The organism is Bradyrhizobium sp. WYCCWR 13022 (genome assembly GCF_030435535.1).
Lineage (GTDB): Bacteria > Pseudomonadota > Alphaproteobacteria > Rhizobiales > Xanthobacteraceae > Bradyrhizobium.
In genome coordinates this window covers 108,560-129,458 of record NZ_JAUIZJ010000016.1, presented here as the reverse complement: position 1 = coordinate 129,458, position 20,899 = coordinate 108,560, and the positions used below count along the sequence as shown (strand labels likewise).

Here is a 20,899-nt window from a genome sequence, read left to right as displayed (position 1 = left end):
TGTCGTCCCGGAGCGCGAAGCGAGCCCGGGGACGAGAGTGCCTCACGCCGCCTTTTTCGCCGCCGGCTTGCGCTGGCGCAGGAAGCGGCCGAGCAGCTTGCGCTTGCCCTTGCGCGGGATCAGGTCGATGTCGCTGACGAGCTTGGCGCCGCCCTTGTGGCGCTCCAGCACGATCTTGCGGCTATGGAAGGCTTCCAGCTCGACACGATGTGCGACGCTGACGATGGTCGCCTTCGGCAGCTCGTCGGTGACCATCTGCATCATCTTGTCCTGGCTCTTCTCGTCGAGAGCCGAGGTCGCTTCGTCCAGCACGACGATATCGGGGTTGTGCAGCAGAAGCCGCGCGAAGGCGAGGCGCTGCTTCTCGCCGCCGGAGAGCGTCTGGTCCCACGGCCCCTCCTCCTCGATCTTCGCTTTGAGGTGATCGAGGCCGACCTTGTCCAGGGCCTCGCCGATCTCCGCCTCGCTCCAGTTCTCGGCTGCGCCGGGATAGGCCACGGCACGCCGCAGCGAGCCCGAGGGCACATAGGGTCGTTGCGGCAGCATGAACAGCCGGCGGTCGGGATGGAAATTGACGTTGCCGCCGCCCCATGGCCAGAGGCCCGCGATCGCGCGCACCAGCGTGCTCTTGCCGGTGCCGGATTCGCCGGCGACCAGCAGCCGCTCGCCCGGCTCGATCGCCACTTCGGTCTCCCCGACCACCGCGGTGCCGTCGTCGAGCGTGACGGAGAGGTCGTTCAGCTCCAGCATCGTCTGGTTGCTGGTCTCGCCGCGCTTGATGCGGCCGAGGCCGTCGCCCTGCTCGGCGCGTTCGAGGCCGTCCAGCGACATCATCAGCGACGCGATGCGGCGGGCACAGGCGTTCCAGTCCGCGAGCCGCGGATAGTTGTCGACCAGCCAGCCGAACGCGCTCTGCACGATGGTGAAGGCGGACGCCGCCTGCATTACCTGTCCGAGGCTCATGCTGCCGTCGAGGAATTTTGGCGCGCAGAGCAGCAGCGGCACGACGGGAGCAACGAGGCTCGAGCCCTGCGACACCAGCGTCGTGCGCATGTGCTGGCCGGCGAGCCGCGCCCATTGTCCGAGGACACTGGTAAAATTGCGGTCGATGCCGCCGCGTTCTTCGTCCTCGCCGCCGAGCAGCGCAATGCTCTCGCCATTCTCGCGCACGCGGGTCAGCGTGTAGCGGAATTCGGCTTCCGCCTGGTTCTTGTCCTCGGAGACCTGCACGAATTGACGGCCGATCACCAGGATCGAGCCGGAGGCGATCGCCGCGTAGAGCATTGCGGCAATCACGAGAAAGCCGGGAATGGTGATCGTCGATCCGCCCAGCGTCACGGTGAGCGCGCCGCCGATGGTCCAGAGCACCACGATGAAGGTCGCGGCCGACAGCAGCGCCGAGGTGACGCCGGCGAGAAAGTCGACCGGCGAATCCGTTGCGACGCGCAGATCCTCGGCGATCCGGTATTCCGGATTCTTGTGATCGCCTCCGACGAGGTTGAGCTGGTAGTAGCGCCCGTTGGCGAGCCAGCGCGTCAGCACGCTGTTGGTGAGCCAGGCGCGCCAGCGCCGCTGGATGCTCATCCGCGCAAACACCTGCGCGACACCGAGCACGATGCTGCCGATCGCGAGCGGGAAGAACACGGCCGTGAGATGGAAGACGGTGGTTGCGTCGCGCTTCTCGATGGCGTCGAAGATCGCGCGATTCCAGACATTGATGCCGTATTGGAAGCCGACGGTGAGGACGATCAGCACGACGAGGCCGATCGAGAACGGCCAGGCGAGACGGTCGCCCTTGCGGCTCCAGAAGCCGCGCGCGCTGATCCAGAATCGCGTCAGCAGATAATCCTTGCGCGCCCGCTCGACCTCTTCAGGCGTCAGCTCGGGATCGGGTTCGAGCACTTCGGGCGGCGGCGCGGCAACGTCCTCGCCGTCCTCGCCCTTGATGTCGACGATGGGCGGCTTCCTGGCCCCTTCGCGCTTTTCGGCTGGTTTTTCCATGGCCGGGTAACGCGAGACAAATCGGCCGGTTCCCCTCGGGTTCCGCCGGCGTCCTCACTCGGCGGCGCCGTCGCGGACCCGTTTCAGCCGCGCGGCCTTGTGCAGGACACGCGACAGCTCCTCGATCGAATAGGGCTTTTGCACGAGCTCGAAGCCGGTGACGCCGTCCTGGGACAAAGCGTGGCTGTAGCCCGTGGTCAGAACGACAGGTACGCCGATGCCGCGCTCGCGGATCGCCTGCGCCAGATCGAGCCCGGTCATCCCGGGCATCACGACGTCGGAGAACACGACGTCGAACCGATCGGAATCGCCGACCAGTTCGGCGAGCGCGTCGGTGGCGTTGTCGACGAGCGTGACGCTGTAGCCGAGCTCGGTCAGCCCGTCGGCGGCGAAATTGCCGAGCTCGATATTGTCCTCGACGACCAGCACCGACATACCGCTGCCGGCGACGGCAGGGGCGGTGGTCGGCGCCTGGCTTCGGGGCAGGAGAGCTGCCGGCACGCGCGGCAGGTAGAGCGAGAAGGTGCTGCCCTGACCGACCTCGCTGATCACGGTCACCTCGCCGCCGGATTGCCGGGCGAAGCCGAACACCTGCGACAGGCCGAGGCCGGTGCCCTGACCGACCTGCTTGGTGGTGAAGAACGGCTCGAAGATGCGGCCCAACTGGGCGGCGGGAATGCCGATACCGGTGTCGCTGACGGCGACGCAGACGAAGCCATGGCCGTCCGAGAGATGCGCGAGCGTATCAGGAACGGTGGTCGCCGGGTGCACCGTCAAGACGATCCGGCCCTTGCCCTGCATGGCGTCGCGCGCGTTGGTCGCCATGTTGATCATCGTGGTCTCGAACTGCCCGGCATCGGCGTTGACGAGGCAGGGCTCGCCCGGCAGCTGCATGACGATCTCAATCGCAGGTCCAAGCAGCGTGGCGAGCATGTCGCGCAGCGACTGCATGCGATCGCCGACGTCGAACACTTCGGGCTTCAAGGTCTGGCGCCGCGCAAAGGCGAGCAGCTGCGAGGTCAGCTTGGCCGCGCGTGCGACCGCTTCCGCGATCGCCGTGATGTAGCGCTGCCGCCGCTCCTCGCTCAGTTGCGGGCGGTTCAGGAGGTCGACGGAGGCGCGGATCACGGTCAGGAGGTTGTTGAAATCATGCGCGACGCCGCCGGTGAGCTGGCCCAGCGCCTCCAGCCGTTGACTATGCTTGAGCGCCTCCTCGGCCTCGCGCCGCCTTGCCGCTTCGAGCTGGAGATGCTGGGTGCGCCGGAAGGCGAAGGCCAGAAGGACGAACAGCAGCGCGGTGGCGGGCACGCCGAACACCAGGTGCTGGCTCATGGTGGCGAGCCAGCGCGCGCGGATCGCCGAGGTCTCCAGGCCGGCGCTCACATAGATCGGATATTCGGCGACGCGCCGGTAGCCGATGCGCCGTTCGATCCCGTCCGTTGGCCAGGCGATGGTCATCAGCCAATGATTGGGATGGGCTGCGATGGCCCGGCCGACCGGGCCGTTCGGATCGAGCCGGACGTCGCGATCGAGCCGCGGGAAATGTGCCAGCAACGTGCCGTCGGCGCGTCCCATCGCGAAGAAGCTGCCGGGTTCAGTGCCGATCCTGGCGTAGAAGTTCTCGAAATATTCCGGCAGGACCGACGCCTGGATCACGCCGGTGAAGCTGCCGTCCTCGGATTCGCGGCGGCGGCTCATGCTGAAGAACCGCGCGCCCTGATAGGGCGGGCGCGGCGTCAGCGAGGCGCCGATGAAGGTGCCGATGCTCTGGTCGACATGGGCATAGAAATAATCGCGGTCGGCAAAGCTCAGCTCCGGCGGCGGCGAGGCCAGGCTGTTTACCAGCGACTTTCCGCTCGCATCGAAAATCCAGGCCGATTTCAGCTGCGGCAGTGCGTCGGTGAGCTGCTTCAGGCGCTTGTGCAGCGCGCCTTCCCGTGACCGGATGGCGTCGTCTGGCAGGTCGCGCACGACCTCGTTGAGCTCGGCCAGGCTCCGGTCGATGGTCTCGAACACCTTGAGCGCGTGCTCATGCGCGACATCGAGCGTCCGCTCGATCTCGCGGTCGGCGGTCTGAAGCGTCGAATTGTAGGAAATCGTGGAAGCAATGGCGAACAGCGCAACCGGCAGCGCCAGGGATGCAACCATCATCCACTGCAACAGTCTCAGCGAATTGCGTTGTGCGCCCTGCACGGTCGCTCCGGTCCCCCGACCGGAGAGCTTACTTGAATTTGACGCCGGGAAGGAAGCGGCTTGTGACGGAACCGGAGGTTGCAATGCACCGGCTCGCCCGCCTCGCGGGACGGGTCGACTTGACTCCGAACCGCGCTCCCCGGCCGCTCGGGCCGGGGCCGTCGCGTGGAAAAGACCCTAGATCTGGCGCTCGACCATCTTGAGCTTGAGCTCGGCGATGGCCTCGGCCGGGTTCAGGCCCTTCGGGCAGGCCTTGGCGCAGTTCATGATGGTGTGGCAGCGGTAGAGCCGGAACGGATCCTCGAGATTGTCGAGCCGCTCGCCGGTGGCCTCGTCGCGCGAATCAGACACCCAGCGGTTGGCCTGGAGCAGCGCGGCGGGGCCGAGATAGCGGTCGCTGTTCCACCAATAGCTCGGGCACGAGGTCGAGCAGCAGGCGCACAGGATGCACTCGTAGAGGCCGTCGAGCTTCTCGCGGTCCTCGTGGGTCTGGCGCCATTCCTTCTGCGGCGTCGGCGAGGTCGTCTTCAGCCACGGCTCGACCGAGGCGTACTGCGCGTAGAAATTGGTCAGGTCGGGGACCAGGTCCTTCACGACCGGCTGGTGCGGCAGCGGGTTGATCTTCACCGCGCCGTCCTTCACGTCGTGCATCGAGCGGGTGCAGGCCAGCGTGTTCTGGCCGTCGATGTTCATGGCGCAGGAGCCGCAGACGCCTTCGCGGCAGGAGCGGCGGAAGGTCAACGACGGGTCGATGTGGTTCTTGATCCAGATCAGGCCGTCCAGCACCATCGGACCGCAGTCGTTGACGTCGACGTAGTAGGTGTCGACGCTCGGATTCTTGCCGTCGTCGGGATTCCAGCGGTAGACGCGAAACTCGCGCGTCTCGGTCGCGCCCGTGGGCTTCGGCCAGGTCTTGCCGCCGGTGATTTTCGAGTTCTTCGGAAGTGCGAATTCAACCATTTCGATGAGGCTTTCGCTGTTCGCTCAGTACACGCGCGCTTTCGGCGGAATGTACTGCACGTCGTTGGTCATGGTGTAGTCGTGAACCGGGCGGTACTCGATCCTGACCTTGCCGGACGAGTCCAGCCAGGCCAGCGTGTGCTTCATCCAGTTCTTGTCGTCGCGCTCCGAGAAGTCCTCGCGCGCATGCGCGCCCCGGCTCTCGGTGCGGTTGGCGGCGGAGTTCATCGTCACCACCGCCTGCGAGATCAAATTGTCGAACTCGAGCGTCTCGACGAGGTCCGAATTCCACACCAGCGAACGGTCGGACACGGCGATGTCGGTGATGCCGCTGTGGACCTTCTCGATCAGGTTCTGGCCTTCGCTCAGCACCTCGCCGGTGCGGAACACGGCGCAGTTGTTCTGCATCACGTGCTGCATGCCTTCGCGCAGCTTCGCGGTCGGCGTGCCGCCCGAGGCGTAGCGATAGTGGTCGAGGCGGCCGAGCGCGAGGTCCGACGAATTCGCCGGCAGCTCGGGCTGCTTGGCGTTCGGCGTCAGCTTCTCGGCGAGACGGAGCGCCGCGGCGCGGCCGAACACGACGAGGTCGATCAGCGAGTTGGAGCCGAGGCGGTTGGCGCCGTGCACGGAGACGCAGGCGGCTTCGCCGATCGCCATCAGGCCGGGGATGATGGCGTTGTCGTCGCCGTCCTTCTTGGTCAGAACTTCGCCGTGATAGTTCGTCGGGATGCCGCCCATGTTGTAATGCACGGTCGGCACGATCGGGATCGGCTCGCGCGTCACGTCGACATTGGCGAAGATCTTTGCGGATTCGGAGATGCCCGGCAGGCGCTCGGCGAGCACTGCGGGATCGAGATGGTCGAGGTGAAGGAAGATGTGGTCCTTCTTCTTGCCGACGCCGCGTCCTTCGCGGATCTCGATGGTCATCGCGCGCGAGACGACGTCGCGCGAGGCGAGATCCTTCGCGGACGGCGCATAGCGCTCCATGAAGCGCTCGCCTTCGGCGTTGACGAGATAGCCGCCTTCGCCGCGCGCGCCCTCTGTGACGAGACAGCCCGAACCGTAGATGCCGGTCGGGTGGAACTGCACGAACTCCATGTCCTGCATCGGCAGGCCGGCGCGCAGCACCATGCCGCCGCCGTCACCGGTGCAGGTGTGCGCTGAGGTGCAGGAGGCATACGCGCGGCCGTAGCCGCCGGTCGCGAGGATCACGGTCTGGGCACGGAAGCGGTGCAGGGTGCCGTCGTCGAGCTTGAGCGCAATGACGCCGCGGCAGGTGCCCTGGTCGTCCATGATCAGGTCGATGGCGAAGAACTCGATGAAGAACTCGGCCGCGTGGCGCAGCGACTGGCCGTACATCGTGTGCAGCATGGCGTGACCGGTGCGGTCGGCGGCGGCGCAGGTGCGCTGTGCCTGGCCCTTGCCGTAGTCCATGGTCATGCCGCCGAACGGGCGCTGGTAGATCTTGCCGTCCTCGGTGCGGGAGAACGGAACGCCCCAATGCTCGAGCTCGTAGACCGCGTCGGGCGCGTTGCGCACCATGTATTCGATCGCGTCCTGGTCGCCGAGCCAGTCCGACCCCTTCACGGTGTCGTACATGTGCCAGCGCCAGTCGTCCTTGTGCATGTTGCCGAGCGAGGCGGAGATGCCGCCCTGTGCCGCGACCGTGTGCGAGCGGGTCGGAAACACCTTGGTGATGCAGGCCGTCTTCAGGCCGGCCTCGCTGCAACCGACCACGGCGCGCAAGCCCGCGCCGCCGGCGCCGACCACGACGACGTCATAGGTGTGGTCTTCGATCGGATAGGCTTTGCCGTTGGTGGCGGGAGCGCTGTTGCCCTTGCCATTCGTCTCAGCGGCCATGGGTTACACTCCGGATGAGATCTTGAGGATCGCGTAGGTCGAGGCGAGCGCGACGGCGATCGAGAAGAAGTTGTTGAGCATGATCGAGACGAGCTTCAGCTTCTCGTTGTGGACGTAGTCCTCGATCACGACCTGCATGCCGATCTTCATGTGCCAGGCGCTGGCGATGATGAAGAGCAGCATGATCACCGCGATCGGCAGCGAGCCGAGGATCACCTTGGCGCCGGCCTGGTTGCTGCCGAGCAGCATCATGACGACGACGATCACCGGGATCATCAGCAGCGTCATGGCGACGGCGGTGAGGCGCTGACGCCAGAAGTCGGAGGTGCCGGAATGCGCGGCGCCGAGATTGCGGACGCGGCCGAGCGGGGTGCGCATGCTGCGCCTGGGCGTTTCGCCGGCGCTCATCGGACGCCTCCGATCGCGTAGGCGATGATCCAGATCAGGATCGTCAGCACGATGCCGCCGATCAGGGCGGCCCAGGTCAGCGCCTCGCGCTCATTGGCCTTGAAGCCGAAGCCGAGGTCCCAGACGAAGTGCCGGATGCCGCTCAGCATATGGTGCATCAGCGCCCAAGTGTAGCCGAACACGATCAGCCGGCCGATGATGCTGCCGGTGAAGGCCTGCACGTTGGCATAGGCCCCGGCGGAGTTTGACGCCGCCGCGATCAGCCACCAGGCCAGCAGCAGGGTCCCGACGTAAAGCGCGATACCGGTGGCGCGATGGACGATGGACAGCGCCATCGTCAACGTCCAGCGGTAGACTTGCATGTGTGGTGAAAGCGGTCGTTCGATCCGTGCGGTCATGGGCTTTTGATGTGTGTTGCGGCCCAGCATGGGGCGCGCGGGGATCGCGAAAGGTCGGCTCTATTTACGGAGTCGATTTCACCTGCGCAATCACCAAATCGCCATAAATCGAACCGTCGTTCAGCTCTAGACCCTTGATGAACCAAGGCCAATCAGGGGCTTGGTATACCAGCATGATGGTCGACCGATAAAGAATAGAACATTAATTCACTCTTTGGTCGAGCGGGCGAGGTGCATTGAAATCACTATTGGAACGGCTCCAGGCCGCCAGGCGGAGGCTCCGGTTCGAACCAGTCAGTTCATGACATCAGGCGCCATGCGGACGGCGGACCGACGATCTGAGATTTCCGTCCTGTGCATCGATTTTCCGTCATGCGGCGGACATGCGCACCCTGCATTCCACCTCAGCCCAAAGGCCCGGCGTGCCGACCGCGCAAATCGGATCGCCTACAGCTTCAAAAAGCATCTCATTCCGATCGACCGAATCGGAAGGAGATTGCAACTGAGGGGACAGTCCGGGTGATCGCAGGTTCGCAGCGCTTGATCGGAGCGCCCGCCCCTCACTTCTTCGCGTAAATATCCTTGTAGGTATCCCGCAGAACGTTCTTCTGCACCTTGCCCATCGTATTCCGCGGCAGCTCGTCGACGACGAAGACGCGCTTGGGCATCTTGAATTTGGCGAGCCTTCCGTCGAGCGCCTTGAGCACGGCGGCCTCGGTGACATCGGCGCCCTTGTTGCAGACCAGCACGGCCGTGACGCCCTCGCCGAAATCGGCGTGGGGCACGCCGATCACGGCGGATTCGATCACACCAGGCATGGCGTCGATCTCGGTCTCGATCTCCTTGGGGTAGACGTTGAAGCCGCCGGAGATGACGAGATCCTTGCCGCGGCCGAGAATGTGGACGTAGCCCTTGTCATCGATCTTGCCGAGGTCGCCGGTGATGAAGAAGCCGTCGGGTCGAAATTCCGACTTGGTCTTCTCGGGCATGCGCCAATAGCCCTTGAACACGTTCGGGCCCTTGACCTCGATCATGCCGATCTCGTCGCGCGGCAGCTCCTTGCCGGTCTCGGGCTCGGTGACGCGCAAGGAGACGCCGGGCAGCGGAAAGCCGACGGCGCCGGGCACGCGCTCGCCCTCGTAGGGGTTCGACGTGTTCATGTTGGTCTCGGTCATGCCGTAACGTTCGAGGACGGCGTGGCCGGTGCGCGCCGACCATTCGCGGTGGGTTTCGGCCAGCAGCGGCGCCGAGCCCGAGATGAACAGCCGCATGTGCCTGGTGGTCTCGCGCGACAGCGCGGGATTTTGCAGGAGGCGCGTGTAGAACGTCGGCACGCCCATCAGCACCGTCGCCCGCGCCATCAGCTTGATGATCCGATCCGGATCGAGCTTCGGCAGGAAGATCATCGATGCGCGCGAAAACAGCGTCACGTTGGTCGCCACGAACAGGCCATGGGTGTGGTAGATCGGCAGCGCGTGGATCAGCACGTCCTTGTCGGTGAAGCGCCAGTAATCGACGAGCGAGAGCGAGTTCGACGCGAGATTGTCGTGGCTGAGCATCGCGCCCTTGGAGCGGCCGGTGGTGCCCGACGTGTAGAGAATCGCGGCGAGATCGTCGTTGGCGCGCGAGACGGTCGTAAATTCGCTATTCGCCTTGTCGGCGGCCTCGGTCAGCGAGCCCTTGCCGTCAGGCCCGAGCGTCTCGACCTTGGCGTTCACCTTGGCGGCGATCGGGGCGAGGCCCTCGGCCTTGGAGGGATCGCAGACCACCAGCGCCGGCTCGGCGTCGCCGATGAAGTAATCGAGCTCGTTGAGCGTATAGGCAGTGTTGAGCGGCAGATAGACCGCGCCGGCCCTGACCGTGCCGAGATAGAGCACGATATTGGCGACGGACTTCTCGACCTGCACCGCGACGCGGTCGCCCGGCTTCACGCCGCGCGCGACCAGCACATTCGCCATCTGCCCGGCCCGTGCGATCAGATCGCCATAGCTGATATGGGCGCCGTCCTGCGTCTCGATCGCGAGGCGTTTGGGATCGTCGAGGCCATCGAACAGGCGGGAAAACAGGTTGGCGTTGGCTGCGTGGTTCATGCAAGATTTCCTCGACCGCAGGACTGACAAGGCCGGTCAAAACCGAGGGCTGGATTAGCAAAAACCGCCCCAATGAAGCAACGGAGACAGTTGGCATGGCAAAAAACGGGAAACGCGTGGCCTGGGTTACGGGCGGCGGCAGCGGAATCGGGGAGGCTGGCGCCGAGGCGCTTGCTGCCGATGGCTGGACGGTGGTGGTTTCCGGTCGCCGTAAAGACGCCCTGGACACCGTTGTTGCCAAGATCGCCAAGGACGGCGGGGCCGCCGAGGCGCTGGCGCTGGACGTGTCCAATGCGACCGCGGCCCAGACGGCGGCCGATCAGATCGTTGCGAAGCACGGCCGCATCGACCTGCTGGTGAACAATGCCGGCATCAACGTCCCCAGGCGCAGCTGGAAGGACATGGAACTGGAGGGCTGGGACAAGCTCGTCCAGGTCAATCTGAACGGTGTGCTCTATTGCATGCGTGCGGTGCTGCCGACGATGCGCAAGCAGCAGGACGGTTCGATCATCAACGTCTCGTCCTGGGCCGGCCGCCACGTCTCGAAGATGCCGGGCCCGGCCTACACCACGACCAAGCATGCGGTGCTGGCGCTGACCCATTCCTTCAACATGGACGAATGCGTCAACGGCCTGCGTGCCTGCTGCCTGATGCCGGGTGAGGTGGCAACGCCGATCCTGAAGCTGCGCCCGGTGGTGCCGAGCGAGCAGGAGCAGGCCAAGATGCTGCAATCCGAAGATCTCGGCCGCACCATCGCGTTCATCGCCAGCATGCCGCCGCGCGTCTGCATCAACGAACTCCTGATCAGCCCGACGCACAATCGCGGCTTCATCCAGACGCCGTTGAGCAGGGATTGAGGCGCGAAGACCGCGCGGCAAACTCGCCTCGTCGTCCCGGATCTGCGCTGCGCTTGTCCGGGACGACAGCGGATGTTGTGGCGCTCTTGCACCCCACACGAACTCCCCCGCCCATAGTTTCACGCATCACAATAAATTATTCCTCGAAACCGCTTCGCAAACCCTCCCGTAGTTCGGCCAACGACGCGCTGCTGCTTCACGTCAAACTGTCGCAGATGCCGTTGTTGCCCCAACGCCAACGCCGGTGATCGCCGGTCATCATCGAAATCGGGAGTTTCTCCATGTCGAAGCGCATTGCCTATCTCACCGCTGCTGCCTTCAGCGCCCTGGCCATCACCGCGACCGTCATCGCGCCCGCCCGCGCCGAGGAAAAGACCGTCATGGTCGGCGGCGCCGCGATGTTTCCCTCGAAGAACATCGTCCAGAACGCCGTCAATTCGAAGGACCACACCACGCTGGTGGCTGCGGTGAAGGCGGCCGGCCTGGTTCCGACGCTGGAAGGCAAGGGTCCGTTCACGGTGTTCGCGCCGACCAATGCCGCCTTCGGCAAGTTGCCGGCCGGCACCGTCGACACCCTGGTCAAGCCCGAGAACAAGGCAACCCTGACCAAGATCCTCACCTACCATGTCGTGCCCGGCAAGCTCGAGGCCTCCGACCTCACCGACGGCAAGAAGCTCAAGACCGTCGAGGGCGAGGAACTGACCGTCAAGAAGTCGGGCAGCTCCGTGATGATCGTCGATGCCAAGGGTGGCACCTCCACCGTCACGATTCCGAACGTCAATCAGTCGAACGGCGTGATCCATGTCGTCGACACCGTCTTGATGCCGGCTAGCTGATCCGGGAGCGCCTTCGCTGTATCTCCTCCTGCCGGAGGCGCGACCAGCGGGCCGGGGGTCTCCCCGGCTCGCTTTTTTGTGACTGCGATAGCCCGGCGGCATCGATCTCATCGGAAACCGGGCGTAACGAAGGCGGCCAGACCGGCGTATAATTACCGACACACGACGTTCAGGACGGAACCATCATGTCGAGCCTTATCGTGACCGACGAGCAGATCAGCGCCACCAAGGCCAAGGTGATCCAGCCGGCCTGGGTTCGGGTCATGCACTGGACCAACGCGGTCGCCATGGTCCTGATGATCCTGTCCGGCTGGCAGATCTACAACGCCTCGCCGCTGTTCGGCTTCAGCTTCCCGCGCGACTACACGCTCGGCGGCTGGCTCGGCGGCGGCCTGCTCTGGCATTTTGCGGCGATGTGGCTGTTGATGATCAACGGCCTCGCCTATCTCGTCACCGGGTTTGCGTCGGGTCGCTTCCGGAAAAAGTTGCTGCCGATCACCCCGGCGGGCGTGATCCACGACGTCAAGGCTGCCCTGACCTTCAAGCTCAGCCATGACGATCTCACCGTCTACAATTACGTGCAGCGCATGCTCTATGCCGGCATCATCGTGGTCGGCGTGCTGATCGTGCTGTCGGGCCTGTCGATCTGGAAGCCGGTGCAACTGCATTGGCTGGTGACACTGTTCGGCGACTATCCGACCGCGCGCTACGTCCATTTCTTCTGCATGGCGGCAATCTGCGCCTTCCTCGTCATTCACGTCCTGCTCGCGCTGCTGGTGCCGAAGAGCCTGCGCGCGATGATCATCGGTCGCTGAGGGAGAACCACAATGGCCAAGCGTTCGTTCCTGATCCCCGGCGTCGACAAGCGGCTGCTGATCAAGGACTCCCTCAAGGTGATGCCTGATGTCACCCGCCGCCGCTTCATTGCGGGCGGCGCCAGTCTCGGTGCGCTGACCCTGCTCACCGGCTGCGACGTGGTCGACTCGTCTTCGGCCGATGCCCTGCTGACGAGGATCTCGAAGTTCAACGACGCCGTGCAGGATTTCATCTTCAATCCCGATGCGCTGGCGCCGACCTTCCCCGAGAGCGCGATTACGAAGCCGTTCCCGTTCAACGCCTACTACGATCTCGACGACGCGCCTGACGTCGACGGCGACGCATGGAAGCTCGAGGTGCGTGGTCTCGTCGACAACAAGAAGTCGTGGACGCTTCAGGAGCTCACCAAGCTGCCGCAGTTCACGCAAATCACCCGCCACATCTGCGTCGAGGGCTGGAGCGCGATCGGCAGCTGGACCGGCACGCCGTTGCGCGATTTCCTGAAACTTGTTGGCGCCGACACGCGTGCGAAATATGTCTGGTTCCAGTGCGCGGACAAGGACGGCTACAATTCGCCGCTGGACATGCGTACCGCGCTGCATCCGCAGACGCAGATGACGTTCAAATTCGCCAACGAGACCCTGCCGCGCGCCTACGGCTTCCCGATGAAGATCCGCGTGCCGACCAAGCTCGGCTTCAAGAACCCGAAATACGTGGTCTCGATGGAAGTCACCAACGACTACAAGGGCGGCTATTGGGAAGACCAGGGATACAATTCGTTCAGCGGGAGCTAGCTGCCGGCCCCACCTTCCGTTGCAGCAGCGCCAGCACCGCCCCCAGCGCCAGCAGCGCCGCCGAGACATTCAGCGCATAACTCAGGCTTCCCAGCGCGTCGGTGATGGCGCCGACGACGATCGGGCCGAGGGTCTGGCCGATACCGAACGAGATCGTCATGGCCGCGATCGCGGTCGGCCACATCTCGGGCGGGTAGTTGAAGCGGACGAAGGCGGTGGTCGAACCGACCACGGCGAAAAAGGCGACGCCGAACACCACGGCCGAGATACCGAGCCAGGCGGGCGAATGCCCGAGGATCGGCAGGGCGGCCCCCAGCGCGTTGGTGCCGAGGATGATCGCGGTGGCGAGGCCGCCGCGGTCGAGCGCGAGCACGCGGCGCCAGGCCCAGGGCGTCACGAACGCACTCATGCCGATCAGGCCCCAGAATGCCGCCTGCGCCGCGGCCCCGCCGCCGCCGTCGCGCACATAGGCGATCATGAAGGTCATGTAGGCGATGTAGCCGGCGCCGAACAGGAAGTAGGCGGCGAGATAGATCAGCACGGGCAAAATCGCGAAGGCGGCGTGGCTGCCCTCCGAAAAGCGCGCCCCGCTCTCGATCCGGACCAGGAACAGCGGCACGGTCATCGCCGCTGAAAGCAGCGTCATCGCCCACCACACGATCCACCACGAGCCCGGGCCGAAATGCTGCAGCGTGAACGGTGCGATCAGGCCCGAGGCGAGAATGCCGATGCCGGGCCCGGCGTAAAACAAACTCAGCAGGAAATTGGCCCGCTCGGGGCGCGACTGCGCGATGGTCGCAGCCAGTGCGCCGCCGGCGACGAAGCCGGCTGCCGCGCCCAGGCCGAGCACGAGACGCGCCAGGCTCAGCGCGATGAAATTCCCCGTCAGCGCGCAGGTGGCGAGCGCGGCGACGCAGGCCACGGTTCCGCCGCGGATTGCGGCCGACCAGCCGACGCGCTGGATCAGCCGGGACGCCATCAGCGCGCCCACGAGGTAGCCGACCGCGTTGATGGTGTTCATGAAACCCGCCGCCGAGTAGGACCAGCCGAGGTCCTCCCGCATGTCGGGCAGCACCAGCGCGTAGGCAAAGCGGCCGATGCCGAGCCCGACGGTGGCGGCCAGCGACAGGGTCAGGATCAGCCGCGCGGGATGTGCGACGGGTGGGCGATCTGGGGCGAGCAACGGGTACTCCGGCCCGTACAGTGTGGCAGGCCCTGCCCGCCTTGCACAGCCGCGGCGCTGCAATGGTGTCTTGCCAAGCGCACAACGCCGCTCTAGCACTCCGGCCGAATTTCGATCTCAGAGGAAACTGATATGGCGACCCACAAACTGCTGCTGCTCCCCGGCGACGGTATCGGCCCCGAGGTGATGGGCGAGGTGAAGCGGCTGATCGATTGGCTCAATTCGGCCGGGATCGCCAAATTCGAGACCGATACCGGCCTCGTCGGCGGCTCCGCCTATGACGCCCACAAGGTGTCGATCTCCGAGGGCGACATGGCCAAGGCGCTGGCCGCCGACGCCATCATCTTCGGCGCAGTGGGCGGCCCGAAGTGGGATGCCGTTCCCTACGAGGTGCGCCCCGAAGCCGGCCTGCTGCGCCTGCGCAAGGATCTCGCTTTGTTTGCCAATTTGCGTCCGGCCGTCTGCTATCCGGCGCTGGCGGATGCCTCCAGCCTGAAGCGCGAGGCGGTCGAGGGCCTCGACATCGTCATCGTGCGCGAGCTCACCGGCGGCGTCTATTTCGGCGAGCCCAAGACCATCACCGATCTCGGCAACGGCCAGAAACGCGCCATCGATACCCAGGTCTACGACACCTATGAGATCGAGCGCATCGGCCGCGTCGCCTTCGAGCTTGCCAGGAAGCGCAAGAACAAGGTGACGTCGATGGAAAAGCGCAACGTCATGAAGTCGGGCGTGCTCTGGAACGAGGTCATGACGGCGCTCCACAAGCGCGAATATCCCGAAGTCACGCTCGAGCACCAGCTCGCTGACTCCGGCGGCATGATGCTGGTGAAGTGGCCGAAGCAGTTCGACGTCATCGTCACGGACAATCTGTTCGGCGACATGCTGTCCGACATCGCCGCGATGCTCACCGGCTCGCTCGGCATGCTGCCCTCCGCCTCGCTCGGCGAGGTCGATGTCAAGAGCAAGAAGCGCAAGGCGCTGTACGAGCCCGTGCACGGCTCTGCCCCTGACATCGCCGGCAAAGGTCTCGCCAATCCGATCGCGATGATCTCGTCGTTCGGCATGGCGCTGCGTTATTCCTTCGACATGGGCGATCTCGCCGACAAGGTCGACGCCGCGATCGCAGCGGTCCTCGCCAGCGGCCTGCGCACCGCCGACATCAAGTCGGAAGGCACGACCGCCGCCTCGACCACGCAGATGGGCGAAGCGATCCTGAAGGAACTGCAGAAGCTGCACGCGTAACGCGGGCACAACTCTCGTAGGGTGGGTTACGCTGCGCTAGTCCACCCTACGGTATCTCGCAAAACAAAAAGGCCGGGCATCAGCCCGGCCTTTTGATTCGGTCGCTTCGCCGCTCAGTACAGCGGGAAATTCTGCGGATAGCCGCCGACATCGGCCGGGGTCGCCAGCGGCTGGCGGTCGATCGGGCGGTTGAGGTTTTCGCGGGCGAAGGATGGATAGCCCACGGCCGGCGGGAAGGCGTAGTCGGTGAACTTGCGGTCGCCTGGATTGACCTCGGTGCCGCCGTCGAGCCAGGAGCGCTTGCTCACGTAGATACGGGTGCGGCCCTGCTGGTAGACGGCATTGGGGCCGCTCGGACCGTAATAGTGCCGGCCGCGCTCGTCATAGCGCGGCTTGGTCCTGGTGTCGGCCGACGCCGGCGCAGCGAAGGCCATCGCAACCACGGCGCTCGCCGCAAGCAACGTCGCCAGTTTGTTCGCCGCAGAGAAATTCAAGCTCATCACGTCCCCTTCAGGCGGCAAGCCGCCAGTCGATTTCACCCCATACTAGCCCGGCCGGGGGGACCACAACTAGGTCAATTCAGTCACACCAGGACGGAATAATCGGGCGCGCCGGCAAAAGTTGCATGGATACCAGCGACTTGAGCTTGATGAGGATCAAAGCGTCCCGCGCAATTGCGCATTGGCGGCGCCCAGCAGCCAGTCCGCCGAGCCGCCGGGCTCGCAGGAGCGGCGCTTCAGCTCCGCATGTGCGAACATCTCCGCCAGCTTCGGCTCGTTGCCCGCGGTCAGCAGCGTCAGCCGATTCAGCGTGCAGGCGATCGCCGCACGCCGGGCCGGCATGGTCTCGCCCTGACAGGAGAAGCCGGAGATCTGCAGCGCCGGCTCCTCGTTACGCTTGAGGTAGCCGAGGCAGGAGGGCGTCCCGTCAGCCGTACCCGATGGCCGGAACAGGGCGACGGGTCCGAATTTGGTGTCGATCAGGCCGGCCTGCTCCAGCGCGGTGGCCGCACCCAGGCCCATCTGGATGGCGAGGCCTGATGTTGCGGGCCGGGTTACGTCGAACTCGCTGCCTTCGCGGTAGATCTCGAGCTCGGCCACAGGCTTGTCGGCATCGCCGGCCCAGCGCATCACATCGCGCCGGCCGCCCTCGGGGTGCCGGAGGATGGTGTAAGAGGCTGTTTTTTCTGATGAATCAATCCGGCTGAGAGCAAAGGCCGGATGTGACCGGTCGGCAACGGCCCAACCCGGCTTGTCGGCGGACCCATCGTCGCGCAAATCGGGCAACTGGCCGAGACCGGCCAGGGCCAGGATGGCAAACAGGGCCAGCGCCCCCACATAGGCGAACAGGTGCGCCAGCGTGCCGACCACCTCGTCGGCAAAGTTGGCGAGCGCCAGATGGATCTGGGTGGGGCTAACGGCCGTGCTGGCCTCAGGCGACTGCATCCACGGCCTTCAGGCATGGTCCAACGTTGTCTTGAGGCCGGTTCTCGCATAGAAGCGCTGCTCTTCCTGTTTAAGCGTCAGCTTCAGGAACGGGCTTTTTCATCGGAGAGTGAACGATGGGTTACAAAGTCGCAGTCGTCGGCGCGACCGGCAATGTCGGACGGGAAATGCTCAACATCCTGGATGAGCGCAAATTCCCCGCGGACGAGGTCGTGGCCCTGGCGTCACGCCGCAGCGTCGGCGTCGAGGTTTCCTATGGCGACCGTACCCTCAAGGTCAAAGCGCTCGAGCATTACGATTTCTCCGACGTGGACATCTGCCTGATGTCGGCCGGCGGCTCGGTGTCGAAGGAGTGGTCGCCGAAGATCGGCGCCGCCGGCGCGGTCGTGATCGACAATTCGTCCGCCTGGCGCATGGATCCGGACGTGCCGCTGATCGTGCCCGAGGTGAACGCGGCTGCGACCGAAGGCTTCAAGAAGAAGAACATCATCGCCAACCCGAACTGCTCGACCGCGCAGCTCGTGGTCGCGCTGAAGCCGCTGCACGACAAGGCGACCATCAAGCGCGTCGTGGTCTCGACCTATCAATCGGTGTCGGGTGCCGGCAAGGACGCGATGGACGAACTGTTCTCGCAGACCAAGGCCGTCTACACCAACAGCGAGCTGGTCGCGAACAAATTCCCCAAGCGCATCGCCTTCAACGTCATCCCCCACATCGACGTCTTCATGGAAGACGGCTTCACCAAGGAAGAGTGGAAGATGATGGCGGAGACCAAGAAGATCCTTGATCCCAAGATCAAGCTCACCGCGACCTGCGTGCGTGTGCCCGTCTTCGTCGGCCATTCCGAGGCCGTCAACATCGAGTTCGAGAATCCGATCACCGCCGACGAAGCGCGCAACATCCTGCGCACGGCGCCCGGCTGCCTCGTCATCGACAAGCAGGAGCCCGGCGGCTACGCCACGCCGTATGAAGCGGCCGGCGAGGACGCGACCTATATCAGCCGCATCCGCGAGGACGCGACGGTGGAGAACGGCCTCGTGCTGTGGTGCGTGTCGGACAACCTCCGCAAGGGCGCGGCGCTCAACGCGATCCAGATCGCGGAAGTGCTGATCAACCGCAAGCTGATCAGCGCGAAGAAGCAGGCGGCGTAGGAAGTTTGTAGGTGGGTTAGCCCGCGGCTGCGCGAAGCGCAGTCCGCACGGCGTAACCCAGCTCTTTCGTTTCCGCGGTGACAGAAGTGGTGGGTTACGCCCAGCGAATTGCGCTTCGCGCAATTGCAAGGCTAACCCACCCTACGAACCTTCGAGAACGGCGCCCTACACCACGCTCCGCGCGCTCTTGAATTCCTTGCTCGCCTTGTCCAGCACGAACAGCGTTCCCTCCGCGACGCCGAAATAGGCGCCGTGCAGCTGCATCTGGCCGCTCTCGACGGCCTTGCGCACGAACGGGAACGTCATCAGGTTTTCCAGGCTGCGGAACACCGCGGCCTTCTCGATGCGTTCGACGAATTGCGCCATGCTCTCGTGGTCGCGCTGCTCGACCACCTCGCCGGGCTTGATGAACATCTGCATCCATTTGCCGATGAAGTCGCCGGGCGTGAGCGGCTCGATCTTGTCGATGAAGGCGCGGATGCCGCCGCATTGCGCGTGACCGAGGATGACGATGTGCTTCACCTTCAGCACCGTCACGGCATATTCCAGCGCGGCCGAGACGCCGTGCGCGTTGGCGTCGGGCTGATAGGTCGGTACCAGATTGGCGATGTTGCGGACCACGAACAATTCGCCCGGACCGACATCGAAGATGGCCTCGGGCGCGACGCGGCTGTCGCAGCAGCCGATCACCATCACTTCCGGGAACTGCCCCTTTACCGACAGCTCGCGATAGCGGTGCTGCTCGGCCGGCAACCGGTTGGTGGCGAAGGCGTTGTAGCCGTCCAGCAAGGACTTCGGGAATGTGATCATGGCCTATGCCTAATCATATACCGGTAGCGTGAACAAGCCTTTCGAATAGGCAGGCCAGATGCTATCGCCTCCGGCTAGAAGAGCCCGAGGGAAACCGGAAGGAATGTCAGCATGACCCGCCCGCGCCGCAGCCATCTGTTCATGCCCGGCTCCAACCCTCGCGCCCTTGAAAAGGCGCGGAATCTCGCCGCCGACGGCCTCATTCTCGATCTGGAAGATTCCGTGGCCCCTGATGCCAAGGCGGTCGCACGCGACGGCATCGCCGCCGCGATCGCTGCAAAAGGGTTCGGCAAGCGCGAGATCCTGATCCGGACCAACGGCCTCGACACGCAATGGTGGGCCGATGACGTCGCGATGGCCGCCAAGGCCTCGCCCGACGGCATCCTGGTTCCAAAAGTTTCAAGCATCGAGGATCTCCAGACCATTGGCCGCGACCTCGCCGGACTCGGTGCCGCGCCTTCAGTGAAGGTCTGGGCGATGATCGAGACCGCGCGCGCGGTGCTCCATGCCGAGGAGCTGGCCGAGGCTGGACGCGACCCATCGAGCCGCCTCGCAGGCTTCGTGTTCGGCCCGAACGACATCTCGCGCGAGACGCGCATCAAGATGCTGCCCGGCCGCGCCGCGATGATCCCGATGATCACCCATTGCATCCTGGCGACGCGCGCCGCCGGCCTCGAGATCCTCGACGGCCCCTACAGCGACATCGCCAACCCCGACGGCTTCGCCACCGAATGCGCGCAAGCGCGCGACCTCGGCTTCGACGGCAAGACCCTGATCCACCCCTCGCAGATCGAGGCCTGCAACGCGATCTTCACCCCGCCCGAAGAGGAAGTCGCACGCGCGCGAAAAATCATCGCCGCGTTCGAGTTGCCGGAAAACGTCTCGCGCGGCGCGATCCGGCTGGATGGTGCGATGGTGGAGCGCCTGCATGCCGACATGGCGCGGCGCACGATCGAGATCGCGGATGCGATCGCGGCGATGAGCAAGGGCTAAGGCCTGCTGTCGGCTTTGGGGGCGATGCCGTGCCATATGGCATCCTTCAAGGCGATGAGAGCGGGCGGTGGAATGGTGGGCGGATCGGCAGGTCCGTTTGCCGCTCCCGGCACCAGGACGGCAATGTGTCTCTCGCCGTCGGTATAGTAGGGATCGCCGCCACCGTTTCGGCCGAACATCGTCGGGCCGATGCCCGAGATCTGAAAGAAATTGCTGACAACACGTGCCTCGTGCAGGTCGGTCATCAGGAGATCTCGTTCGGCATCGATGTTGGCATCGATGTGATGGGTCACCTGTCCGGTGTCGTGGCTTAGCCCGACACCCCGGTCGAAAGTCGCTGCGCCGAGCCAGACTGGACGGCCGTCATCGCCCTTCTCGAGGGCCTTCCAGAACCGGACGTGATTGCGCCGATCCGCGCTGTTTCCTGCAGGCTTCTCGAAAGCGTATTGCTCCTTCTTGCCCAGGTAATAGAGCGGGCTGGCGGGAGCATTGCGATAGGGCCGATCCAGCACCACGCTCCCGACGATCTCGATGCTCGAGCGCAGTGTCACGGCGTCGGCCGCAAACCATCCGGCCGCGTTCATGGCGCGGACGACGTCCTCGCCACTGCCGACAAGTCCAACGTTCAGGGGATCAGCGGGGATGTCGTCCGACGTCCTGGTGACCATCGGCAACGATGCGAGCCCAGCCTCGCGCTCGTGGTGGATCCACAGCAGGGGCGCAAGAAAGTAAGCGAGAGCCAAATAGGTGAGCAGGACAACTGCCAGGCGGTAACGCCACCGCCGCTTCCTCGTTCCGCTCTTGGCGATATTGGTCATGCGCGATGGTTCGAGCCAGATGCTCGATACCATACCCATCC

19 protein-coding genes are annotated in these 20,899 nt (G+C 64.8%); 7 read left to right on the top strand and 12 right to left on the bottom strand.

Features of this window, described 5'->3' with window-relative positions; translation table 11 throughout:
• Window positions 1-42: 42 nt before the first annotated feature.
• From QY049_RS23440 to QY049_RS23410, 7 genes are all read right to left on the bottom strand, one after another.
• On the bottom strand, window positions 43-2,001 hold the full coding sequence (locus tag QY049_RS23440; RefSeq protein ID WP_258764522.1) for an ABC transporter ATP-binding protein/permease: 1,959 nt from the start codon (window positions 1,999-2,001) through the stop codon (window positions 43-45).
• Between the two features lie 54 nt (window positions 2,002-2,055).
• Entirely contained in the window at window positions 2,056-4,194 is a 2,139-nt protein-coding gene (locus tag QY049_RS23435) for a hybrid sensor histidine kinase/response regulator (protein ID WP_258764523.1), read from the bottom strand.
• 177 nt (window positions 4,195-4,371) lie between these two features.
• Window positions 4,372-5,154: a succinate dehydrogenase iron-sulfur subunit gene (locus QY049_RS23430; protein WP_194478895.1), complete on the bottom strand. Its 783-nt coding sequence runs from the start codon at window positions 5,152-5,154 to the stop codon at window positions 4,372-4,374.
• Between the two features lie 24 nt (window positions 5,155-5,178).
• On the bottom strand, window positions 5,179-7,014 hold the full coding sequence (sdhA, locus tag QY049_RS23425) for a succinate dehydrogenase flavoprotein subunit (protein ID WP_194478896.1): 1,836 nt from the start codon (window positions 7,012-7,014) through the stop codon (window positions 5,179-5,181).
• Window positions 7,015-7,017: 3 nt separating this feature from the next.
• Window positions 7,018-7,422 (bottom strand): succinate dehydrogenase, hydrophobic membrane anchor protein, encoded by a 405-nt coding sequence (gene sdhD / locus QY049_RS23420; RefSeq protein WP_258764524.1) that lies wholly within the window; start codon window positions 7,420-7,422, stop codon window positions 7,018-7,020.
• Entirely contained in the window at window positions 7,419-7,820 is a 402-nt protein-coding gene (gene sdhC / locus QY049_RS23415) for a succinate dehydrogenase, cytochrome b556 subunit (RefSeq protein WP_194465440.1), read from the bottom strand. Before sdhC ends, sdhD begins: the two co-directional genes overlap by 4 nt.
• A gap of 560 nt (window positions 7,821-8,380) precedes the next feature.
• A complete protein-coding gene (locus tag QY049_RS23410) occupies window positions 8,381-9,910 on the bottom strand; it encodes a malonyl-CoA synthase (protein WP_258764525.1) in 1,530 nt (509 codons plus the stop codon).
• Window positions 9,911-10,005: 95 nt separating this feature from the next.
• Here QY049_RS23410 and QY049_RS23405 point away from each other — a divergent pair, with 95 nt between their 5' ends.
• From QY049_RS23405 to QY049_RS23390, 4 genes are all read left to right on the top strand, one after another.
• A complete protein-coding gene (locus QY049_RS23405; RefSeq protein ID WP_258764526.1) occupies window positions 10,006-10,767 on the top strand; it encodes an SDR family oxidoreductase in 762 nt (253 codons plus the stop codon).
• Between the two features lie 281 nt (window positions 10,768-11,048).
• Entirely contained in the window at window positions 11,049-11,603 is a 555-nt protein-coding gene (locus QY049_RS23400; protein WP_194478900.1) for a fasciclin domain-containing protein, read from the top strand.
• A 185-nt stretch (window positions 11,604-11,788) separates the two neighbouring features.
• Window positions 11,789-12,418 (top strand): cytochrome b/b6 domain-containing protein, encoded by a 630-nt coding sequence (locus QY049_RS23395; RefSeq protein WP_258764527.1) that lies wholly within the window; start codon window positions 11,789-11,791, stop codon window positions 12,416-12,418.
• Between the two features lie 12 nt (window positions 12,419-12,430).
• On the top strand, window positions 12,431-13,213 hold the full coding sequence (locus QY049_RS23390; protein WP_194478902.1) for a molybdopterin-binding protein: 783 nt from the start codon (window positions 12,431-12,433) through the stop codon (window positions 13,211-13,213).
• On the opposite strand, the gene QY049_RS23385 is transcribed toward QY049_RS23390, so the two are convergent.
• Window positions 13,200-14,396 (bottom strand): MFS transporter, encoded by a 1,197-nt coding sequence (locus QY049_RS23385; RefSeq protein ID WP_258764528.1) that lies wholly within the window; start codon window positions 14,394-14,396, stop codon window positions 13,200-13,202. The two genes, QY049_RS23390 and QY049_RS23385, sit on opposite strands and share 14 nt — an antisense overlap.
• Window positions 14,397-14,528: 132 nt before the next feature.
• Between QY049_RS23385 and leuB the strand changes: the two genes are divergently transcribed.
• The gene (gene leuB / locus QY049_RS23380) at window positions 14,529-15,641 is read left to right on the top strand and encodes a 3-isopropylmalate dehydrogenase (protein ID WP_258764529.1); all 1,113 of its coding nucleotides are present in this window, start codon (window positions 14,529-14,531) and stop codon (window positions 15,639-15,641) included.
• A 113-nt stretch (window positions 15,642-15,754) separates the two neighbouring features.
• Here the strand turns inward: leuB and QY049_RS23375 are convergent, their stop codons facing one another.
• Window positions 15,755-16,141, bottom strand: a complete 387-nt coding sequence (locus tag QY049_RS23375; RefSeq protein ID WP_194478905.1) for a hypothetical protein — start codon at window positions 16,139-16,141, stop codon at window positions 15,755-15,757.
• A gap of 156 nt (window positions 16,142-16,297) precedes the next feature.
• Entirely contained in the window at window positions 16,298-17,086 is a 789-nt protein-coding gene (locus tag QY049_RS23370) for a hypothetical protein (RefSeq protein ID WP_258764530.1), read from the bottom strand.
• A gap of 116 nt (window positions 17,087-17,202) precedes the next feature.
• Here QY049_RS23370 and QY049_RS23365 point away from each other — a divergent pair, with 116 nt between their 5' ends.
• Complete coding sequence (locus QY049_RS23365) at window positions 17,203-18,237, top strand: aspartate-semialdehyde dehydrogenase (RefSeq protein WP_194478907.1); 1,035 nt, start codon at window positions 17,203-17,205, stop codon at window positions 18,235-18,237.
• Window positions 18,238-18,402: 165 nt separating this feature from the next.
• On the opposite strand, the gene QY049_RS23360 is transcribed toward QY049_RS23365, so the two are convergent.
• Window positions 18,403-19,047 (bottom strand): carbonic anhydrase, encoded by a 645-nt coding sequence (locus tag QY049_RS23360; RefSeq protein ID WP_194478908.1) that lies wholly within the window; start codon window positions 19,045-19,047, stop codon window positions 18,403-18,405.
• A gap of 111 nt (window positions 19,048-19,158) precedes the next feature.
• Between QY049_RS23360 and QY049_RS23355 the strand changes: the two genes are divergently transcribed.
• Entirely contained in the window at window positions 19,159-20,040 is an 882-nt protein-coding gene (locus tag QY049_RS23355) for a CoA ester lyase (RefSeq protein ID WP_258764531.1), read from the top strand.
• Here QY049_RS23355 and QY049_RS23350 read toward each other — a convergent pair.
• Window positions 20,037-20,891: an LssY C-terminal domain-containing protein gene (locus QY049_RS23350; protein WP_301269977.1), complete on the bottom strand. Its 855-nt coding sequence runs from the start codon at window positions 20,889-20,891 to the stop codon at window positions 20,037-20,039. The genes QY049_RS23355 and QY049_RS23350 overlap by 4 nt on opposite strands.
• Between the last annotated feature and the right edge of the window lie 8 nt (window positions 20,892-20,899).

Coding starts and splice junctions, on each gene's coding strand:
- QY049_RS23375 (WP_194478905.1), bottom strand. CDS start 16,141: ATGAGCTTGAATTTCTCTGCGGCGAACAAACTGGCGACGTTGCTTGCG.
- QY049_RS23355 (WP_258764531.1), top strand. CDS start 19,159: ATGACCCGCCCGCGCCGCAGCCATCTGTTCATGCCCGGCTCCAACCCT.
- QY049_RS23410 (WP_258764525.1), bottom strand. CDS start 9,910: ATGAACCACGCAGCCAACGCCAACCTGTTTTCCCGCCTGTTCGATGGC.
- QY049_RS23360 (WP_194478908.1), bottom strand. CDS start 19,047: ATGATCACATTCCCGAAGTCCTTGCTGGACGGCTACAACGCCTTCGCC.
- QY049_RS23350 (WP_301269977.1), bottom strand. CDS start 20,891: ATGGTATCGAGCATCTGGCTCGAACCATCGCGCATGACCAATATCGCC.
- QY049_RS23405 (WP_258764526.1), top strand. CDS start 10,006: ATGGCAAAAAACGGGAAACGCGTGGCCTGGGTTACGGGCGGCGGCAGC.
- sdhC (WP_194465440.1), bottom strand. CDS start 7,820: ATGACCGCACGGATCGAACGACCGCTTTCACCACACATGCAAGTCTAC.
- QY049_RS23440 (WP_258764522.1), bottom strand. CDS start 2,001: ATGGAAAAACCAGCCGAAAAGCGCGAAGGGGCCAGGAAGCCGCCCATC.
- QY049_RS23365 (WP_194478907.1), top strand. CDS start 17,203: ATGGGTTACAAAGTCGCAGTCGTCGGCGCGACCGGCAATGTCGGACGG.
- QY049_RS23370 (WP_258764530.1), bottom strand. CDS start 17,086: ATGCAGTCGCCTGAGGCCAGCACGGCCGTTAGCCCCACCCAGATCCAT.
- QY049_RS23395 (WP_258764527.1), top strand. CDS start 11,789: ATGTCGAGCCTTATCGTGACCGACGAGCAGATCAGCGCCACCAAGGCC.
- QY049_RS23430 (WP_194478895.1), bottom strand. CDS start 5,154: ATGGTTGAATTCGCACTTCCGAAGAACTCGAAAATCACCGGCGGCAAG.
- QY049_RS23390 (WP_194478902.1), top strand. CDS start 12,431: ATGGCCAAGCGTTCGTTCCTGATCCCCGGCGTCGACAAGCGGCTGCTG.
- sdhD (WP_258764524.1), bottom strand. CDS start 7,422: ATGAGCGCCGGCGAAACGCCCAGGCGCAGCATGCGCACCCCGCTCGGC.
- leuB (WP_258764529.1), top strand. CDS start 14,529: ATGGCGACCCACAAACTGCTGCTGCTCCCCGGCGACGGTATCGGCCCC.
- QY049_RS23400 (WP_194478900.1), top strand. CDS start 11,049: ATGTCGAAGCGCATTGCCTATCTCACCGCTGCTGCCTTCAGCGCCCTG.
- sdhA (WP_194478896.1), bottom strand. CDS start 7,014: ATGGCCGCTGAGACGAATGGCAAGGGCAACAGCGCTCCCGCCACCAAC.